Annotated in this window: 16 protein-coding genes; 7 read left to right on the forward strand and 9 right to left on the reverse strand. The window is 68.6% G+C overall.

Annotation, left to right across the window (positions count from 1 at the left end; genetic code table 11):
* Positions 1-21 precede the first annotated feature (21 nt).
* Entirely contained in the window at positions 22-1,269 is a 1,248-nt protein-coding gene (locus ELQ94_RS06710; protein WP_127048475.1) for an MFS transporter, read from the forward strand.
* Positions 1,259-2,011 (forward strand): helix-turn-helix domain-containing protein, encoded by a 753-nt coding sequence (locus tag ELQ94_RS06715; RefSeq protein ID WP_127048477.1) that lies wholly within the window; start codon positions 1,259-1,261, stop codon positions 2,009-2,011. The genes ELQ94_RS06710 and ELQ94_RS06715 overlap by 11 nt, the downstream gene beginning before the upstream one ends.
* 27 nt (positions 2,012-2,038) lie before the next feature.
* On the opposite strand, the gene ELQ94_RS06720 is transcribed toward ELQ94_RS06715, so the two are convergent.
* On the reverse strand, positions 2,039-3,034 hold the full coding sequence (locus ELQ94_RS06720) for a LacI family DNA-binding transcriptional regulator (protein WP_127048479.1): 996 nt from the start codon (positions 3,032-3,034) through the stop codon (positions 2,039-2,041).
* A gap of 39 nt (positions 3,035-3,073) precedes the next feature.
* Here ELQ94_RS06720 and ELQ94_RS06725 point away from each other — a divergent pair, with 39 nt between their 5' ends.
* The 3 genes from ELQ94_RS06725 (at position 3,074) to ELQ94_RS06735 (ending at position 5,306) form a co-directional block, all read left to right on the forward strand.
* A complete protein-coding gene (locus ELQ94_RS06725) occupies positions 3,074-4,228 on the forward strand; it encodes an MFS transporter (RefSeq protein ID WP_166404672.1) in 1,155 nt (384 codons plus the stop codon).
* Positions 4,229-4,302: 74 nt separating this feature from the next.
* The gene (locus tag ELQ94_RS06730; protein ID WP_127048484.1) at positions 4,303-4,647 is read left to right on the forward strand and encodes an ArsR/SmtB family transcription factor; all 345 of its coding nucleotides are present in this window, start codon (positions 4,303-4,305) and stop codon (positions 4,645-4,647) included.
* Positions 4,644-5,306, forward strand: coding sequence for a cation efflux transmembrane domain-containing protein (locus ELQ94_RS06735; RefSeq protein WP_127048486.1), 663 nt, complete (start codon positions 4,644-4,646; stop codon positions 5,304-5,306). Before ELQ94_RS06730 ends, ELQ94_RS06735 begins: the two co-directional genes overlap by 4 nt.
* Before the next feature lie 14 nt (positions 5,307-5,320).
* Here the strand turns inward: ELQ94_RS06735 and ELQ94_RS06740 are convergent, their stop codons facing one another.
* From ELQ94_RS06740 to ELQ94_RS06770, 7 genes are all read right to left on the reverse strand, one after another.
* A complete protein-coding gene (locus ELQ94_RS06740; RefSeq protein ID WP_208007574.1) occupies positions 5,321-7,486 on the reverse strand; it encodes a heavy metal translocating P-type ATPase in 2,166 nt (721 codons plus the stop codon).
* Positions 7,487-7,577: 91 nt separating this feature from the next.
* The gene (locus ELQ94_RS06745) at positions 7,578-8,663 is read right to left on the reverse strand and encodes an acyltransferase family protein (RefSeq protein WP_127048489.1); all 1,086 of its coding nucleotides are present in this window, start codon (positions 8,661-8,663) and stop codon (positions 7,578-7,580) included.
* Positions 8,664-8,735: 72 nt separating this feature from the next.
* Positions 8,736-9,326: a LysM peptidoglycan-binding domain-containing protein gene (locus tag ELQ94_RS06750; RefSeq protein ID WP_127048491.1), complete on the reverse strand. Its 591-nt coding sequence runs from the start codon at positions 9,324-9,326 to the stop codon at positions 8,736-8,738.
* An 81-nt stretch (positions 9,327-9,407) separates the two neighbouring features.
* On the reverse strand, positions 9,408-9,929 hold the full coding sequence (locus ELQ94_RS06755; protein WP_127048493.1) for a GNAT family N-acetyltransferase: 522 nt from the start codon (positions 9,927-9,929) through the stop codon (positions 9,408-9,410).
* A gap of 27 nt (positions 9,930-9,956) precedes the next feature.
* A complete protein-coding gene (locus ELQ94_RS06760) occupies positions 9,957-10,814 on the reverse strand; it encodes an RCC1 domain-containing protein (protein ID WP_127048495.1) in 858 nt (285 codons plus the stop codon).
* Between the two features lie 49 nt (positions 10,815-10,863).
* Positions 10,864-11,277 carry a GNAT family N-acetyltransferase gene (locus ELQ94_RS06765; RefSeq protein WP_127048498.1) on the reverse strand — a complete coding sequence of 138 codons (414 nt, stop codon included), beginning with the start codon at positions 11,275-11,277 and terminating at the stop codon, positions 10,864-10,866.
* Positions 11,278-11,424: 147 nt separating this feature from the next.
* Positions 11,425-11,901, reverse strand: a complete 477-nt coding sequence (locus ELQ94_RS06770) for an adenylyltransferase/cytidyltransferase family protein (protein ID WP_127048500.1) — start codon at positions 11,899-11,901, stop codon at positions 11,425-11,427.
* 78 nt (positions 11,902-11,979) lie between these two features.
* Between ELQ94_RS06770 and ELQ94_RS06775 the strand changes: the two genes are divergently transcribed.
* On the forward strand, positions 11,980-12,525 hold the full coding sequence (locus ELQ94_RS06775; protein ID WP_127048502.1) for a CPBP family intramembrane glutamic endopeptidase: 546 nt from the start codon (positions 11,980-11,982) through the stop codon (positions 12,523-12,525).
* Between the two features lie 109 nt (positions 12,526-12,634).
* On the opposite strand, the gene ELQ94_RS06780 is transcribed toward ELQ94_RS06775, so the two are convergent.
* On the reverse strand, positions 12,635-13,669 hold the full coding sequence (locus ELQ94_RS06780) for an AraC family transcriptional regulator (RefSeq protein ID WP_243696898.1): 1,035 nt from the start codon (positions 13,667-13,669) through the stop codon (positions 12,635-12,637).
* Here ELQ94_RS06780 and ELQ94_RS06785 point away from each other — a divergent pair.
* Positions 13,654-14,433 carry an SDR family NAD(P)-dependent oxidoreductase gene (locus ELQ94_RS06785; RefSeq protein WP_127048504.1) on the forward strand — a complete coding sequence of 260 codons (780 nt, stop codon included), beginning with the start codon at positions 13,654-13,656 and terminating at the stop codon, positions 14,431-14,433. The genes ELQ94_RS06780 and ELQ94_RS06785 overlap by 16 nt on opposite strands.
* Positions 14,434-14,437 lie beyond the last annotated feature (4 nt).

Consider the following 14,437-nt stretch of genomic DNA (forward strand, 5'->3'; position numbering starts at 1 on the left):
GTCATAGCTTTCGCTGGGGTTATGAACCTCCTCCCGGTGACGTATCTCGCGTCGTATGTCCTGTCGTTGTTGGGCAACTCGATCGCGGGGATCGCCCTCCCCCTCATCGTCCTGCAGACCACGGGCAGCGCGCTCGGGGCGGGATCGGTCGCCGCGGCGACCGCTATACCGGCCGTGCTCGCCGGCCTGTTCATGGGCGTCGTCATCGATCGGATCAACCGACGCACCTCCTCCGTGATCACCGACCTCATCTCGGCTGCGGCCATCGCGGCGCTGCCCCTCGTCGACATGATCTCCGGGCTGACCCTGGGGTGGTTCATCCTGTTCGGCGTCATCGGGTCGCTCGGGGACGTTCCCGGGATGACGGCGCGCGAGGCGCTGCTCCCCGCGATCGTCCGACACGGCGGCATCAGCGCCGAACGGTTGATGGGCGTCCGGGAGAGCCTGGGCGCCGTGGCCCTCTTGATCGGGCCGGCGGCCGCCGGAACGCTCATCGTGGTGTTCGATGGATCGACCGTGCTGTGGATCACGGCGGCGACCTCGCTCCTCGCGGCTCTGATCACGATGCTGATCCCCCGTCGCGTGGGCGCCATCACTCAGGATGACGGCACTCCCGCCGAGCGCTCGACCGATACCGGGTGGTCGCAGCTGCGGGCCGGTTGGAGGGCCCTGTTCCGAAGCCGCTTCCTCGTCGCCGTCACGATGGTCAGTCTGGTGTCGGTGCTCGTGCTCGCCGCCCTCCAGGGGTTGGTGCTGCCGGTGTACTTCACACAGGTGCAGGAACCGGGCCTGCTCGGATTCGTCCTCAGCGCCCTCGCGCTCGGCATGCTCGTGGGAGGCGGCGTCTACGCCGCGTTCGGTTCACGTGGCCCGCGGCGAGCATGGTTCGTCATCGGGCTCAGCGGCACGACGCTCGGGATCGGGATCATCGCGCTCCTCGCCTCTCCGTGGGTCGTCCTCGCGGGGGCGTTCGTCGTGGGGCTCGCGAGCGGCCTGTTCGGGAGCCTCATGGGCGTGCTCATGATCGAACGCATCCCGGAATCGATGCGGGGTCGCATCATGGGAACGCAGAACGCGATGATGACCGCGGCGCCGCCCATCGGGATCGTCCTGGCCGCGGTCGCTACCGAGTACCTCAGCGTGAACGCCGCCGCGGCGATGCTCCTCGTCGTGTGGGGAGGCGCCTTCGTGTTCTCGTTGTTCTCGCGGTCGCTTCGTAAGCTGGACCCGGAGCTTCGAGGAGGAACGCAGGTGGACGGTGAACAGTAGCGAGCTCGGTTCCCTGGCCGGCGTCACCATTCGCACCCTCCGCCACTACCACCAGGTCGGAATCCTCGACGAGCCCCCGCGGACGAGCAACGGCTACCGCCAGTACGGCGTCCACGACCTCATCCGGGTGCTGCGTATTCGCCGTCTCGCCGCCCTCGGCATCCCCCTCGACGAGGTGCCGCGACTGCTGGATGACGAGAACCACGGCGCGCCCGACGTCCTGGATCGCCTCGATGAGGAGTTCGCTGCACAGATCGAACGCCTCACCGCGCAACGCGCACTCATCGCGCAGCTCCGGGTCCTTTCCATCACTCCGGATGTTCCCCCGGAACTCGCGAGGTACCTCGGTGCGACCACTCCGTTGATGTCCGCGGACCAGGCACGAATGGATCGCGATCAGACCGTCCTCCTCGCGCACCTGGTCGGCACCACCGGGATGCCGCACCTCATCCGCTTCTATGAGCGCCTGAGCGACCCCGAGCTGCTGCCCGCTCTCACCGAGACCGCCGCCACCTTCGAGAAGCTCGGACCCGCAACCACCGAGGCCGAGCTCGCGCAGTGCGTCGATCGATTCATCGAGGTCTTCTCGCCCCTCGCCGGAACACTCACCACGGAAGCGCCCGACATGGACCTCTCACCAGCCGTGGACCTCTTCGCGGAGTACACGGAATCCGTCCTCAACAGCGTTCAGCAGCGGGCCCTCTCGTTGATCGGTGACCGTCTCGACGATCAGCGCGGGTGACCCGTCCGAATCAACTTCGACGCGCGGTCAACGCCGAGTGAGGGACCAGACCGGAGGTTCGACGGTGGTGCGGAGTCCCGCGGCGATCTGCGCGCACGCGACACCCTGGTCGTAGAGGGACTGGCGGATGCTCGCGAAGCCCATCGACTCAGCGAGATCGCTGTCATCCCAGCCCGTCACCGGGATCGCCTCCCCCACGGCATCTCGGACTCCGGCCGCGAGCTGATCGCTCATCGTGATGACGACGTCGGGTCGGACCTGCTCGAGGGCGTCCCTGACGACTCGCTCCCCCTCCCGACGATCGTTGCGGGGGACGACGGCGACGGGGATGTCGGCCCAGCGGCGCCCCGTCTCCTCGATCGCGTCGCGGAACCCCTCGAGGCGCGACCGCGTCACCGGATAGTCGGCGCTCGTCTCGGGCCCCCGGAGGAGTCCGCCGGCCCTGTTCCGGTCGAACGGCAGCGAGACCACGAGCGGCGACGACGCGTCCGCGAGCGCGTGCGATGCGATGGCCCGTGCCGCATCGCGGTCGTTCGGCGACACGGTGACGATGCCGTCCCGCCCCGGCCCTCCCTGGATAGCCGCCGGCCGCCCGGTCGCGGCCACGGCATCGAGCACCGGATCCCCGTCGACGGTCGTCCACACCACGAAGCCGTCGACGGCCGCCTCCCGCACCCGGTCGGAGTCGTCCGGCGCGCCCGTCGCCGGGATGAGGACGAGCCCGAGCCGGTTCTCGACGCACACCTGTGAGACCCCGGCGAGGAACCGGGACGCCTGCGGGTCCTCGAAGGCGTAGCTGAGGTGCTCCCCGAGCACGACGCCCAGGTTGCCCGTCGAGCCGTTGCGGAGAGAACGCGCCACCGGGTCGGGGCCGCGGTAGCCGAGTCGCTCGGCCGCCTCGAGCACCGTGGCGCGCGTAGCCGCGGCGACCCTCTCGGGGCGCGTGTACGTGTAGCTCACGGTCATCGGCGCGACGCCCGCCTCCACCGCGACGTCTCGCATCGTCACCCGGGATCTCTTCACGTGCACAGCCTATCGCCGTCGATGTGTATCGTTACACACATGCGCCCTTCCACCCTTTCCTACATCGCCTTCGTTGGCTTCGGCGTCTTCTGGGGCACGTGGGGAGCGGCCCTCCCCGGTCTGCGCGATGCCGGAGGTCTCACGGATGCGCAACTCGGAGCCGCTCTCCTCTGCGTCGGGGTCGGCGCGGTTCCCGCCATGGCGTTCACTGGACGGGCGGTGGACCGCTTCGGTCCGCGCATGGCCGGACTCGCACTCGTCGCCCTCGCACTGACGGGAGTCGTGCTGGCCGCGTTCGCACGAGACGTCACGACCCTCGCGGTCGGAATGCTCCTCATCGGCGCCACCTCCGGATCCGCCGACGTCGCCGCCAACGCCCTCGCCGGATCCGCCGAACGGGTCACTGGACGGCGCGTCATCACCCTGGCGCACGCCGTCTTCTCCTCCGCAGTGGTTGTCGGCAGTCTGGGCGCTGGGGCGCTGTCGGCCGCGACCGGCAGCCTCGTCGTCACGTTTGTGATCGCCGGTTCGCTGATCGCGGCGTCGGGAGCGATGGTGTTCGTCGCGGGCACCGGGTTCCACCCTCTTCGAGGAGAACACTCGGCGGAACCGCGCCGCCGATTGTCGGCCGCGTTGCCCCTCCTGGCCGTCGGCGTGGTCGGCGCTCTCGGCTTCGCCTCCGAGAACGCGCACCAGAGCTGGGGCGCGATCTTCCTCACCGACGAGCTCGAGGCCACTCCCCTCGTCGCGTCCTTCGCGCCCGCCGCCTTCGCGGCGTTCGCCGCGGCGACACGCTTCGGGGTGGGACTGTGGACCGGCATCCCGGACCGGGTGATCCTGCTGGGCGGCGCGTTGCTCGGCGTCCTCGGGGCACTCCTCCTCGCGATCGCTCCCACGATCCTCGTCGCCGTGACCGGACTCGCTCTCGCCGCGATCGGCACCTCGGTCCTGTTTCCGACGCTCCTGAGTCGAGCCACCCGCGATGTCGACGATGGGGAGCGCGGGCGCGCCACATCGCTCGTCGGAACCACCGCGTATCTCGGGTTCGTGCTCGGCCCGGTCTACGTCGGCTTCCTGTCCGATGCCCTCGGCCTGCGCGGCGCCATGGTCGGAGTGGCCGCTCTGTGCCTCGCCTTCGCGGTGCTCGCTCCCGTCGTCACCCGGCACCGCCGGCCGATCGGCCCTCCGCACTGAACAACGGGCCCACCACGCGATCCGCGGACGATACATGATGTCGTTAATTCATTGATGCGTGTACTGTTACCGGCATGACGACCGTGACCGCCACTGCTACTGCGACCCACACGGCGGCGCTCGCCCGCCTCGGCCACGCCCTCTCAGATGGCACGCGTGCCGGCATCCTCCTCGCCCTCCGCGAGGCACCGGCACACCCCTCCGACCTGGCCGATGCCCTCGGCGTCTCGCGCCAGGTGATGTCGAACCAGCTCGCGTGCCTCCGCGGATGCGGACTCGTCGAGGCCGTGCCCGACGGGCGTCGCTCGTGGTACCGGCTCGCGGATTCGCGCCTCTCCGAGACCCTCGACGATCTGCTCGACGTCGTCCTCTACGTCGAACCCGACTGCTGCGCCGGAGAAGGCTGCACCTGCACATGACGGCGACCACTCCTCGATTGGCCGATGACCGCCGACACGTCCTCCGACGCCGCATCCGCTGGATCGTCTCGGCCACCATCGCGTACAACTTCGTGGAAGCGGTGGTCGCGATCGCCGCCGGCACCGCGGCCTCGTCCTCCGCGCTCATCGGCTTCGGCCTGGACTCCACGATCGAGGTCCTCTCCGCCGCCGCGGTGGCCTGGCAGTTCAGCCGACGCGATCCCGAGCGGTGGGAGAAGGGCACCCTGCGCGTCATCGCCGTGGCCTTCTTCGCTCTCGCCACCTACGTCACAGCCAGTTCGGTCCTCGCGATCGTCGGCCGTGTAGACGTCGAGCACTCCACCCTCGGCATCGTCATCACCGCGCTCAGCGTGGTCGTGATGCCGTTCCTCTCTCTCGCCGAACGCCGCGCGGGCCGCGAGCTCGGTTCGGCCACGGCCGTGGCCGACTCCAAGCAGACCCTCGTCTGCACGTACCTGTCCGCCGCCGTGCTCATGGGACTCGTCCTCAACAGCGCGTTCGGGTGGTGGTGGGCGGATGCCGTCGCCGGCCTCGTGATCGCGGCCTTCGCGATCCGAGAGGGGCTCGAGGCCTGGCGCGGTGATTCTTGCGCCACGTCAGTGGGAATGGTGCTCGACGAGGACCACCTCGACGATTGAGCGCCACGGCCGTGTCAGCCGGCGCTTGCGTCACCCCGGGCGAACGCCGCCGCGGCGCTCGCCTCCGGGCTCAAGTCGAGTCTCCGGAGCAACTGGGCGTTGAGTGCGACCACGACCGTCGACGCCGACATGAGCAGGGCCCCGACCGACATCGGCAGGATGAAACCGATGGGCGCGAGCACGCCGGCGGCCAACGGAACGGACAGCAGGTTGTATCCGGCGGCCCACCACAGGTTCTGCTTCATCTTCCGGTAGCTGGCGCGGGACAGCTCGATCACCGAGAGCACCGATCGGGGATCGTCGGACGCGAGGATGACTCCCGCCGACGCGATCGCGACATCGGTTCCGGCGCCGATGGCGATTCCGACGTCGGCTCGAGCGAGCGCCGGAGCGTCGTTCACGCCGTCACCCACCATCGCGACCGTCCGCTTCTCCCCCTGCAGTTCGGCGACCTTCGCCGCCTTGTCCTCGGGGCGGACACCGGCGTACACCCGGTCGACTCCGAGCTCCTCGGCGACGGAGTGCGCGACCGCCTCGGCATCCCCCGTGATCATCGCGACCTGGATCCCGATGCTGTGCAGCGCCGCGATCGCCTGGCGCGAATCCTCGCGGATCTCGTCCGCCAAGGCGAGCGCGCCCACGACGACTCCGTCTCGCAGGACGTGGAGGACGATCCGTCCGTCGCGCTCCCAGTCGTCGAGACCCGACAGGGCATCGACGCCGTGTGCGCGGAGCATCCCGGGTCCGCCGACGCTGAGCGAGCGCCCGTCGACGGTGGCGGTGACGCCCACGGCCGTCGACGCTTCGAACCCGGTCGCCGTCGGCAGGGTCAGGCCGCGTCGCTCGGCGTGACCGACGATCGCGCGAGCCAGCGGGTGCTCGCTGTCCCTCTCCACGGCTGCGGCGATGGCGAGGATCTCGTCCTCTGCGAGGCCGGCGTCGTCGGCGATCCGGATGGAGGTGACGGTGGGCTCACCCTTCGTGAGCGTGCCGGTCTTGTCGAACAGGACGGTGTCCACCTTCCGCATGCCCTCCAGCGCGAGGCGATCCTTCACCAGGACGCCGCCTCGTGCCGCACGCTCCGTCGCGATCGACACCACGAGAGGGATCGCGAGGCCCAGTGCGTGGGGGCAGGCGATGACGAACACGGTGACCGTGCGGATGACGGCCTCGTCCGGCATTCCGAGAAGCGTCCAGACGATCGCCGTGATGACACCGGCGCCGAGCGCGAACCAGAACAACCACGCGGCCGCCGTGTCCGCGAGCCGCTGGGCTCGGGACGTCGAGTTCTGCGCCTCCTCCACGAGGCGACGGATACCCGCCAGGGCCGTGTCGTCACCGACCGCCGTCACTCTCACGCGGAGCGCTGTGTCCGTGGCGACCGTTCCGGCGACGACCGTGGCTCCCGGTCCCCGCGAGACCGGGCGGGACTCCCCCGTGATCATCGACTCGTCGATATCAGCGGTTCCCTCCACCACCTCGCCGTCCGCGGGGATGCGGCCACCGGGACGGACGATCACGACGTCGTCGCGCCGAAGATCGGACGGAGAAACGGTGACCACCGCGTCGCCGTCGATGCGTTCCGCCTCGTCGGGCAGCAATGCGGCGAGCGACTCGAGGGCCGATGCCGACTGCGCCAACGAGCGCATCTCGATCCAGTGACCGAGCAGCATGATCACGATCAGGAGGGCGAGCTCCCACCAGAAGTCGAGAGCGTGATCGAGCAGGCCGATGCTCGCTCCCAGTGACGCGACGAACGCCACCGTTATGGCGAGGCCGATCAGCAGCATCATCCCCGGTCGACGGCGACGGACCTCGTCGACCGCTCCCGTGAGGAACGGACGGCCACCCCAGACGTACATCACCGTGCCGAGTACGGGAGACACCCAGGCGAGAACCGCGACGTCCGGCAGGTCGTATCCCAGGATCATCGCGAACATGTCGCTGAACGCGACGACGGGAACCGCGAGGACGAGCATCACCCAGAAGAGTCGCCGGAACTGACCGACGTGATCCGCATGGCCGCCGTGGCCCTCGTGGCTGCCCTGGCTCTCGTGTCCGCCGTGGCCCTCGTGGCTGCCCTGTCCGACGGGCGTCGGCGTGTGCTGCGAGTGGTCGTGTGACTGGTGGGCATCGGACATCGTCTGAGACTGCTCCTGCTGCGCGTGCGGGTCAACCATGATCGGTCCTCTCGTCGGTCTACCCGGCGCAACAGTACCCCCTGGGGGTATATTCCCACCCACGCCACCACAGCTCGCGCGGCGCTGAGGACTACCGTCCGCGTGCGCCGCGAGCCGCGGGCTCGGGCGCGATCTCGCGCGTCGCGATCTCCCCCGCCCGCTCGTCGAGCCGCCGCCGCCAGCGCCGCGCCGGCACCTCGACGGTCCACCAGCTGATGGTCGCCGCCGCGATGGTGACGGCGATGCCGAGGACCGGCGCCCACGGGGCGTCCGTGATCGACGCGACCCACAGGGTGATCGGGAAGTTCCAGAGGTAGGCGGCGTAGGAGATCACACCCAGCGCGTGGAGCGGTCGCAGCCACCGGGCGGGGAGCTCGCGCCAGTCCTGCCACACGTGGATGAGCACCCCCGTGATCAGGGCGACGATGGGGCCGAGCAGCACGTAGGACCACACCGAGTACTTGCCCGCCGGGAGGAACGCGAGCGCACCGAGCGTGAGCACCGCCCCGATCCCGAGCAACTCGCGGGCTGCTCGCCCGGTCGGCAGCATCGTGGCGATCGGCGCCGACCAGAGGCGAGCGGCGGCCCCGATCACCATCGCGAGGGCCCAGGATGCCGGGTACCGGTAGATGAGGGAGAAGTCAGGGGCGTTGAGCGCGATGGAGACGGCGAGCGCGACCGCGATCGCCGCCGCGGAGAGCACGACCACCGTGCGCACGCGACCGCGCCTCATCGCGAACGACAGCAGCAGCGGCCAGATCAGGTAGAACTGCTCCTCCGTCGCGAGCGTCCACAAGTGGCCGATCGCCTCGCTGCCGAGCGCGATCGGGAGGTTGCCCGTATAGGTGATCGCCACGAGAAGCGCACGCGCGAGCCCGTCCCGGTCTCCGAGCGGATCGGCGACCACCGTAACGACCGCGAGCACCGCCAGCATGAGGATCATCGGTGGCAGAAGCCGGAGTGCGCGGTGACGGTAGAACCGGCCGTAGCGGACGCGACCGTGCCGCTCGACGTCGGCCATCAGCAGCCCGGTGATGAGGTACCCACTCAGCGCGAAGAACGCGACGACGCCGACGATCCCCGCCGAGCCGAACGTCGCAGGCCACGCGTGACGGAGGAGCACGAGCGCGATCGCCACCCCGCGGATGAGATCCAGCCCCGCTCGACGTCCCTGCACAGCTCAGAGTCTACGAGCCTGCCGAACCCCGCTCCGGTGCTGTCGGTCCGTCGGCGACAGCCTTTCTCCGCCTCAGTAGGGGTACACGAAGTCGGTCGCGTAATCCGCATTCAGGATGAGGACGTCGCCGGGCTGGATCTCCGCGCCGCCGGGATAGTTATTCAGCAACGCGAGCGACCCGCCGTAATACAGGCAGAAGCGGTATCCGATCACGGCGAGAACATCACCGGGAGCGACGGTGTACATCAACGGCCGCCCCTGTTCGTCGGGTTCGACCGTACCCATGGCCATTTCCTGCGGCCCCATGTCGACCAGGTCCGCGCCCTCCATCTCGGCGTGCACCGGCTCGCCGTTGTCGCTGCCGATCCAGATGTAGGCCGACGCTTCACAGTCGCCATGTCCGCCAGCAGGGATCGCCTCACCGTGGCCGACATCCACATATCCGTCGGGAAGCTCGAAGGGGTCGGCCGGCTCAGCCGATTCTGTCGCCTCGGCGAGTTCGACGTCGGGCGTCGATTCGACGACAGGCTCAGCTGCGGGCGTAGCGGCCACGATGTCGGCGGGCTGCCCGGCCGGTGCGAACAGGAGGACGAAGCCGTAGGCGAGGACTCCCGCGACGGCGGTCACGGAGAGTCCGGTTGCGTTCTTGCCCGACGTCGTCATGCTCGACAGCTTGGCAGTCCGACACCGCGAAGCCAACGAATAATGCGATGCCAGGGCTCAACGCGAAGGACCTGCGACGCGTCACGCGGGAGCGAGTCCACCGATCGCATACGTGCATTCGACCACGCCGCGACCATCGGTGCTCCTAGAGGTCGTGACGAGACTCATCCCGACCCGATCACACAAAGCTCGCGACGCCGTGTTGGCTGCATCGGTGACGGCCGTCACACGGGAGAAGTCGCGCTCGTCGAGTGCCCAACGGATCACCGCTGAGACGGCCTCGGTGGCGAAGCCCCGGCCACCGAATTCCGGGTTGAACACGTATCCGATCTCCGCGACGCCATCAGGTTCCGCGAGCCAGACCAGGCCGACCTCGCCGACGACCGATGCGTCGTCGCGGGTCTCGGCCAGGAGGACGAGCTCATCTCCGGGCCCGTCGAAGGGTGCACTCTCGTACGCCGCGAGCTCACGCACCGTGTGCTCGCGGGTCCACGCGCCCGCACTGAGGTGGGCGGCAACGTCCGCACGGGATCGGTACGCGAAGACAGCATCCGCATCCGCGGGTCGGCAGCGGCGGAGTCTCAGCTGAGGAGTGTCGATCACCGTTCGACGCTAGTCGCAGTTCCGCCCTCAGCGGGCCGGACTCAACCGCCAGTCCGCGACATCACACTGGCCGTCATCGTCGTTGCCGGCCGCGAGGACGGTTCCATCGGATCGGAGGCCGAGCGTGTGGGTGGAACCCGCGGCCACAGCCACGACGTCACGCCACGCGGCGACGTCGCATTGCCCGCGGCTGTTGTCGCCGGCGGCGACGACTCGTCCCCCGTCCTGCACGGCGACCACGTGATAGCTGCCCGCCGACACGGCCGTCACGTCTCGCCACGACGACGCCTCCTGGACGCCCGCCATCGGGTCACCGGTCGTGAGTACTCGGCCGTCCCGCGAGAGGCCGACCGTGTGGAGGGAGCCGGCGGCGATGGCGCAGAGGTCACGCCAGCCGGCCACCACGCATTGCCCTCGCCGGTCGTTCCCCACGGCGATGGCGGTCCCGTCGGCTCGGAGACCGATGGAGTGCCAGTCGCCCGCTGCGACGGCGACCACCTCGCGCCACGCGTCGACATCGGCGGCGCTCTCGTTTCGGCGACCGGCAGCGAGCGCCGTCCCGTCTGCGCGGACGGCGAGAGTGCGCCGCCAACCGGCCGCGATACTCACGACGTCGCTCCATCCGTCGACGTCGCACTGCCCCTCGTTGTTCCAGCCCGTCGCCAGCACGGTGCCGTCTCCACGCAACCCGACCGTGTGCGAACGCCCGGTGTTCCGAGCCGTGTGGACGTTTCCGGCGGCCACCGAGACGACGTCTGTCCAGGCCTCCACTCGCCGCTCCTCCGAGGAAGGGCGGCCGGCGGTGAGCACAGAACCGTGCGCTGTGACGCCGACCGAGTGCCGGCGGCCGGCAGCGATGACGGAGACGGGATTGAGAGCGGTCACCTGTTGATCGTCTCAGGAACCCGCGCGAATACTCACCTGGTCTGGGTCCTCAGCTCAGGGCGAGATACATCGTGTCCGATCCCTGGTTGCGTCCCACCACCTCGAAGCCGGTGCGCTCGTACAGGTGTCGAGAAGCGTTCCCGTCCTCCACGCTGAGGCTGATGCCCGGGAGGCCGCGGCTGCGAGCCTGCGAGATGAGTTCAGTGAGCAGAGCACTGCCGATGCCCTGGCCGCGGTGGCCGTCGAACGTCGTGATGCAGAGTTCGGGTGTCTCGGCATCGACGAATCCGTACCCGGGGTTCGTCGCGGGGAGGAACACGAGCCAGGCGACGGCTGTGATCTCGTCTCCGTCGTGGTGAGCGAGTCCGACGTCGCGTTCCGACGGGAAGTTCGTGAAGTAGTGCGAGATCTCGGGGGCCGCGTCGACGTCCTCGAACGTGAAGCGCAGCCCGTTCCAATTCATGTTCGCGAGCGTGGGCCTGCGGAGAAGAGGCCGATCGGCTGATGTCAGGGGTCGAATCGCCACAGGAGCACGGTATCTCGGGTCCCTCTCCAACGCTCGGAGTGGTTCAACGACCACGTGCTCGACTGGCTCTCCGAAGCGTGACAGTCAGGCTCGGGCGACCCGCTCGGCCTCCCTGGCTGCGACGATCTTTCTGAGGCCGGAGCTGGAGAAACGGTGGTCCCTGCCGTTGAAGTACAGCTCGATGCCACTCTCCTCGCAGTATGCGCGCCCCGTGAAGTCACGGTCCCGGTACTCATCGCCGACGATGCGCACGTCGAGTTTGAAGGATCGGAGGATGTCCTCGAGATCCTGCTCCGTCGAGTACGGCACGATCTCGTCCACGTAGGAACATCCCCGGAGCTGGATGTACCGCTCGACCACCGTCTGCGTCGGCGCATTCTTCTCGGGGCGATCGAGGGTCGGATCCATTTGGAGCCCACAGATGAGGTAGTCACACTGACGCTTCGCCTCGGCGAGCATCATGATGTGCCCGGCGTGCAGCAGATCGAACGTGGAGAAGGTGATTCCTACTCGCGGTCCGGGGTTGTAGTCCCCCCGTTGGATCGTCGACTCATCCGTCATTGCGTCCCCCTCCATATGCGTTACCGTCCCACTCTACGATCGCCGAGGTGCGTCGACGGCTCAGGTTAGGCTCGGCGCGTGGCCGAACTGATCCTCTTCCTGATTCCGTCGGCGATCTACTTCCTGGTTCAAGGACGCCGCATGCGCCTCGGACGAGGACTCGCGGCCGATCGGCTCGGCGCGACGTGGGGTTCGCGTGCCTCCTACCTTTGGGCGCTCGTGCTCCTGGTCCCGCTCGGCCTCCTCGGATACCTGGCCATCATCCTCATCCCGGCGGAGGCGCTATCCACGCCCGGGGTATCGGTGGCGACGGTGACATCGGTCGCGGCCGCACTGGGGGTCGTCCTCCGTGCCCTCGGCGAGGAGATCTTCTTCCGAGGACTTCTCGGCGGTGTCTTCATCAGGCGGCTCGGTTTCGCGTGGGGCAACCTGCTGCAGTCCGCGGTGTTCCTCGTTCCCCACGCGGCGCTCCTACTCATCGATGTGAGTCTCTGGCCGATCCTGCCCGTGCAGTTCGCGGCGGCCTGGCTCCTGGGATGGCTACGGAACAGCTCGGGCAGCTTTGTTCCCGGCGCCCTCGTTCACGCGGTGGCGAACCTCGGAGCCGGGCTCATCGCGTCCTGACCTCCGCGGCGCGGGCGCCGAGCTGACCGACTACGACCCGCTCAGCGCTTCCTCTTCCGCCGCGACGTTCTTCTGCACCGCGAACTGGGTACGGTGCAGCCCTCGCCGGCTATCGCCTCACCGCGCCACGCAGCGAGGCGGCGTCTTCGCTCGGGGAGGCTCCGAACTCGCGGCGGTACTCGCGGCTGAACTGCGAGGGGCTTTCGTAGCCGACCGCATAGGCGATCGCGCCGATGTCGCCGGGGTCGGCGATCAGGCGCAATCGCGCCTCCTGCAGTCGGATGCTCTTCTGATACTGGATCGGGCTCATCAACGTCACCGCGTGGAACGCTCGATAGAACGCCGACGGGCTCATTCGGGCGAGTTCTGCGAGCTCATCGACGCGGAGAGCCTCGGCGAAGTGTTCCCGGATCCATCGAACGACGTGGCGGACCCGACTGAGGCTGCTGTCGGCGAGGCCGAGATTCCGGACGGTGGCGCCCTGCTCATCCGACATGATCAGCCAGAGGATCTCCCTCTCGATCATCGGCGCGATCACGGGGATGTCTCGAGGGTGATCGAGGAGCCTGAGCATACGAAGGGTGGCATCGAGCAGGCGTTCCGAGGTGTCTCCGACGGCGATGGCCGGCGGGGATGACTCGCCGCGGGCGGGACGGGGGAAGTCTGCCGCAGCGGACGTGAGCATCAGCTCCGCAATGATCTCAGGCCTCAACTGCAACCCGAATCCGAGCGCGGGGTGCTCGGGGGTGGCGTCGGTGAAGTGGCCAGACACGGGGAGATCCACGGAAGCGACCAGATACTGGCCGGCGCCGTAGTCGTGCACGACTCCGCCGACGGAGAGTCGCTTGGTGCCTTGCGCCACCACCGCGAGGATCGTGCCGGTGGTCGACTCGTCTTGCGACCCTCCGTGGTTCATTCGCGACACGACGACACCCGGGATCGCTGTCGTGCCGATGCCAACCGGGGCGTGGCGAGCAACCAGCGTGCGGAACTCTTCGAAGGACATACGACGAGTGAAACAGCAAATCCATACCCGGGCGTCGGTTTCCCGCGAGGTCGGCAGGATCGTGCAAGGAGTCGGTTCGATTCCCCTACCGTCTTCCGGGGAGCTGGCGCTTGGCTTGAACCATGAACGAACAGACAACCGACCAGAAGATCGTCGTCATCACCGGAGCGAGTTCCGGCATCGGACGCGGTGCAGCCATCGAGATCGCCGCCCGCGGAATGGGTGTCGTCATCACGTACAACGCACGTCCTGCCGGTGCCGAAGAGACCGTCGCGGTGATCCGAGACAGTGGAGGCACTGCCGTCGCCTTGCCGCTCGACATCGGTCGCAGCGAGACCTTCCCCGACTTCGCCGATGCTCTCACCGGGGTGCTTCGAAGGGAGTGGAACGCGGAGCGCATTCACGGCCTGGTGAACAACGCCGGTTTCGGCGGAGGCATGGCCTTCGAGGAGATGACCGAGGATGCCTTCGACGAGTACTACCGGGTGCTGCTGCGGGGCCCGTACTTCCTCACCCAGGCACTCCTGCCCCTGATAGAGGACGGCGGGGCGATCGTGAACACGTCCAGCAGCGCTGCGCGTCCCGGGGAGACCGAACCCGGGTACTCCGGTTACGCGGCGATGAAGGGTGGACTCGTGGTCGCCTCCCGCTTCCTGGCCAAGGAGCTCAGCGGCCGGGCGATCCGCGTCAACTCGATCGCCCCGGGCCCGACGCGCACCCGCCTCGGCGACAACGCCTTCGAGCGGTTCCCTCAGGTGATCGACGGGATCGCAGCCAAGACCGCCTTCGGACGGCTCGGGGAACCGGCCGACGTCGGAAAGGTCATCGCCTTCCTCGTCTCCGACGACTCCGCCTGGATCACAGGCCAGGACATCCAGGCATCCGGAGGATACGCACTGTGAACGC

Source organism: Labedella endophytica (genome assembly GCF_003990045.1).
GTDB classification, from domain to species: Bacteria; Actinomycetota; Actinomycetes; order Actinomycetales; family Microbacteriaceae; genus Labedella; species Labedella endophytica.

Excerpts from the sequence above, each read along its gene's own strand:
- ELQ94_RS06710 (WP_127048475.1), top strand. The coding sequence starts at position 22 with ATGAACCTCCTCCCGGTGACGTATCTCGCGTCGTATGTCCTGTCGTTG.
- ELQ94_RS06725 (WP_166404672.1), top strand. The coding sequence starts at position 3,074 with ATGCGCCCTTCCACCCTTTCCTACATCGCCTTCGTTGGCTTCGGCGTC.
- ELQ94_RS06730 (WP_127048484.1), top strand. The coding sequence starts at position 4,303 with ATGACGACCGTGACCGCCACTGCTACTGCGACCCACACGGCGGCGCTC.
- ELQ94_RS06735 (WP_127048486.1), top strand. The coding sequence starts at position 4,644 with ATGACGGCGACCACTCCTCGATTGGCCGATGACCGCCGACACGTCCTC.
- ELQ94_RS06740 (WP_208007574.1), bottom strand. The coding sequence starts at position 7,486 with ATGGTTGACCCGCACGCGCAGCAGGAGCAGTCTCAGACGATGTCCGAT.
- ELQ94_RS06750 (WP_127048491.1), bottom strand. The coding sequence starts at position 9,326 with ATGACGACGTCGGGCAAGAACGCAACCGGACTCTCCGTGACCGCCGTC.
- ELQ94_RS06765 (WP_127048498.1), bottom strand. The coding sequence starts at position 11,277 with ATGAATTGGAACGGGCTGCGCTTCACGTTCGAGGACGTCGACGCGGCC.
- ELQ94_RS06770 (WP_127048500.1), bottom strand. The coding sequence starts at position 11,901 with ATGACGGATGAGTCGACGATCCAACGGGGGGACTACAACCCCGGACCG.
- ELQ94_RS06785 (WP_127048504.1), top strand. The coding sequence starts at position 13,654 with ATGAACGAACAGACAACCGACCAGAAGATCGTCGTCATCACCGGAGCG.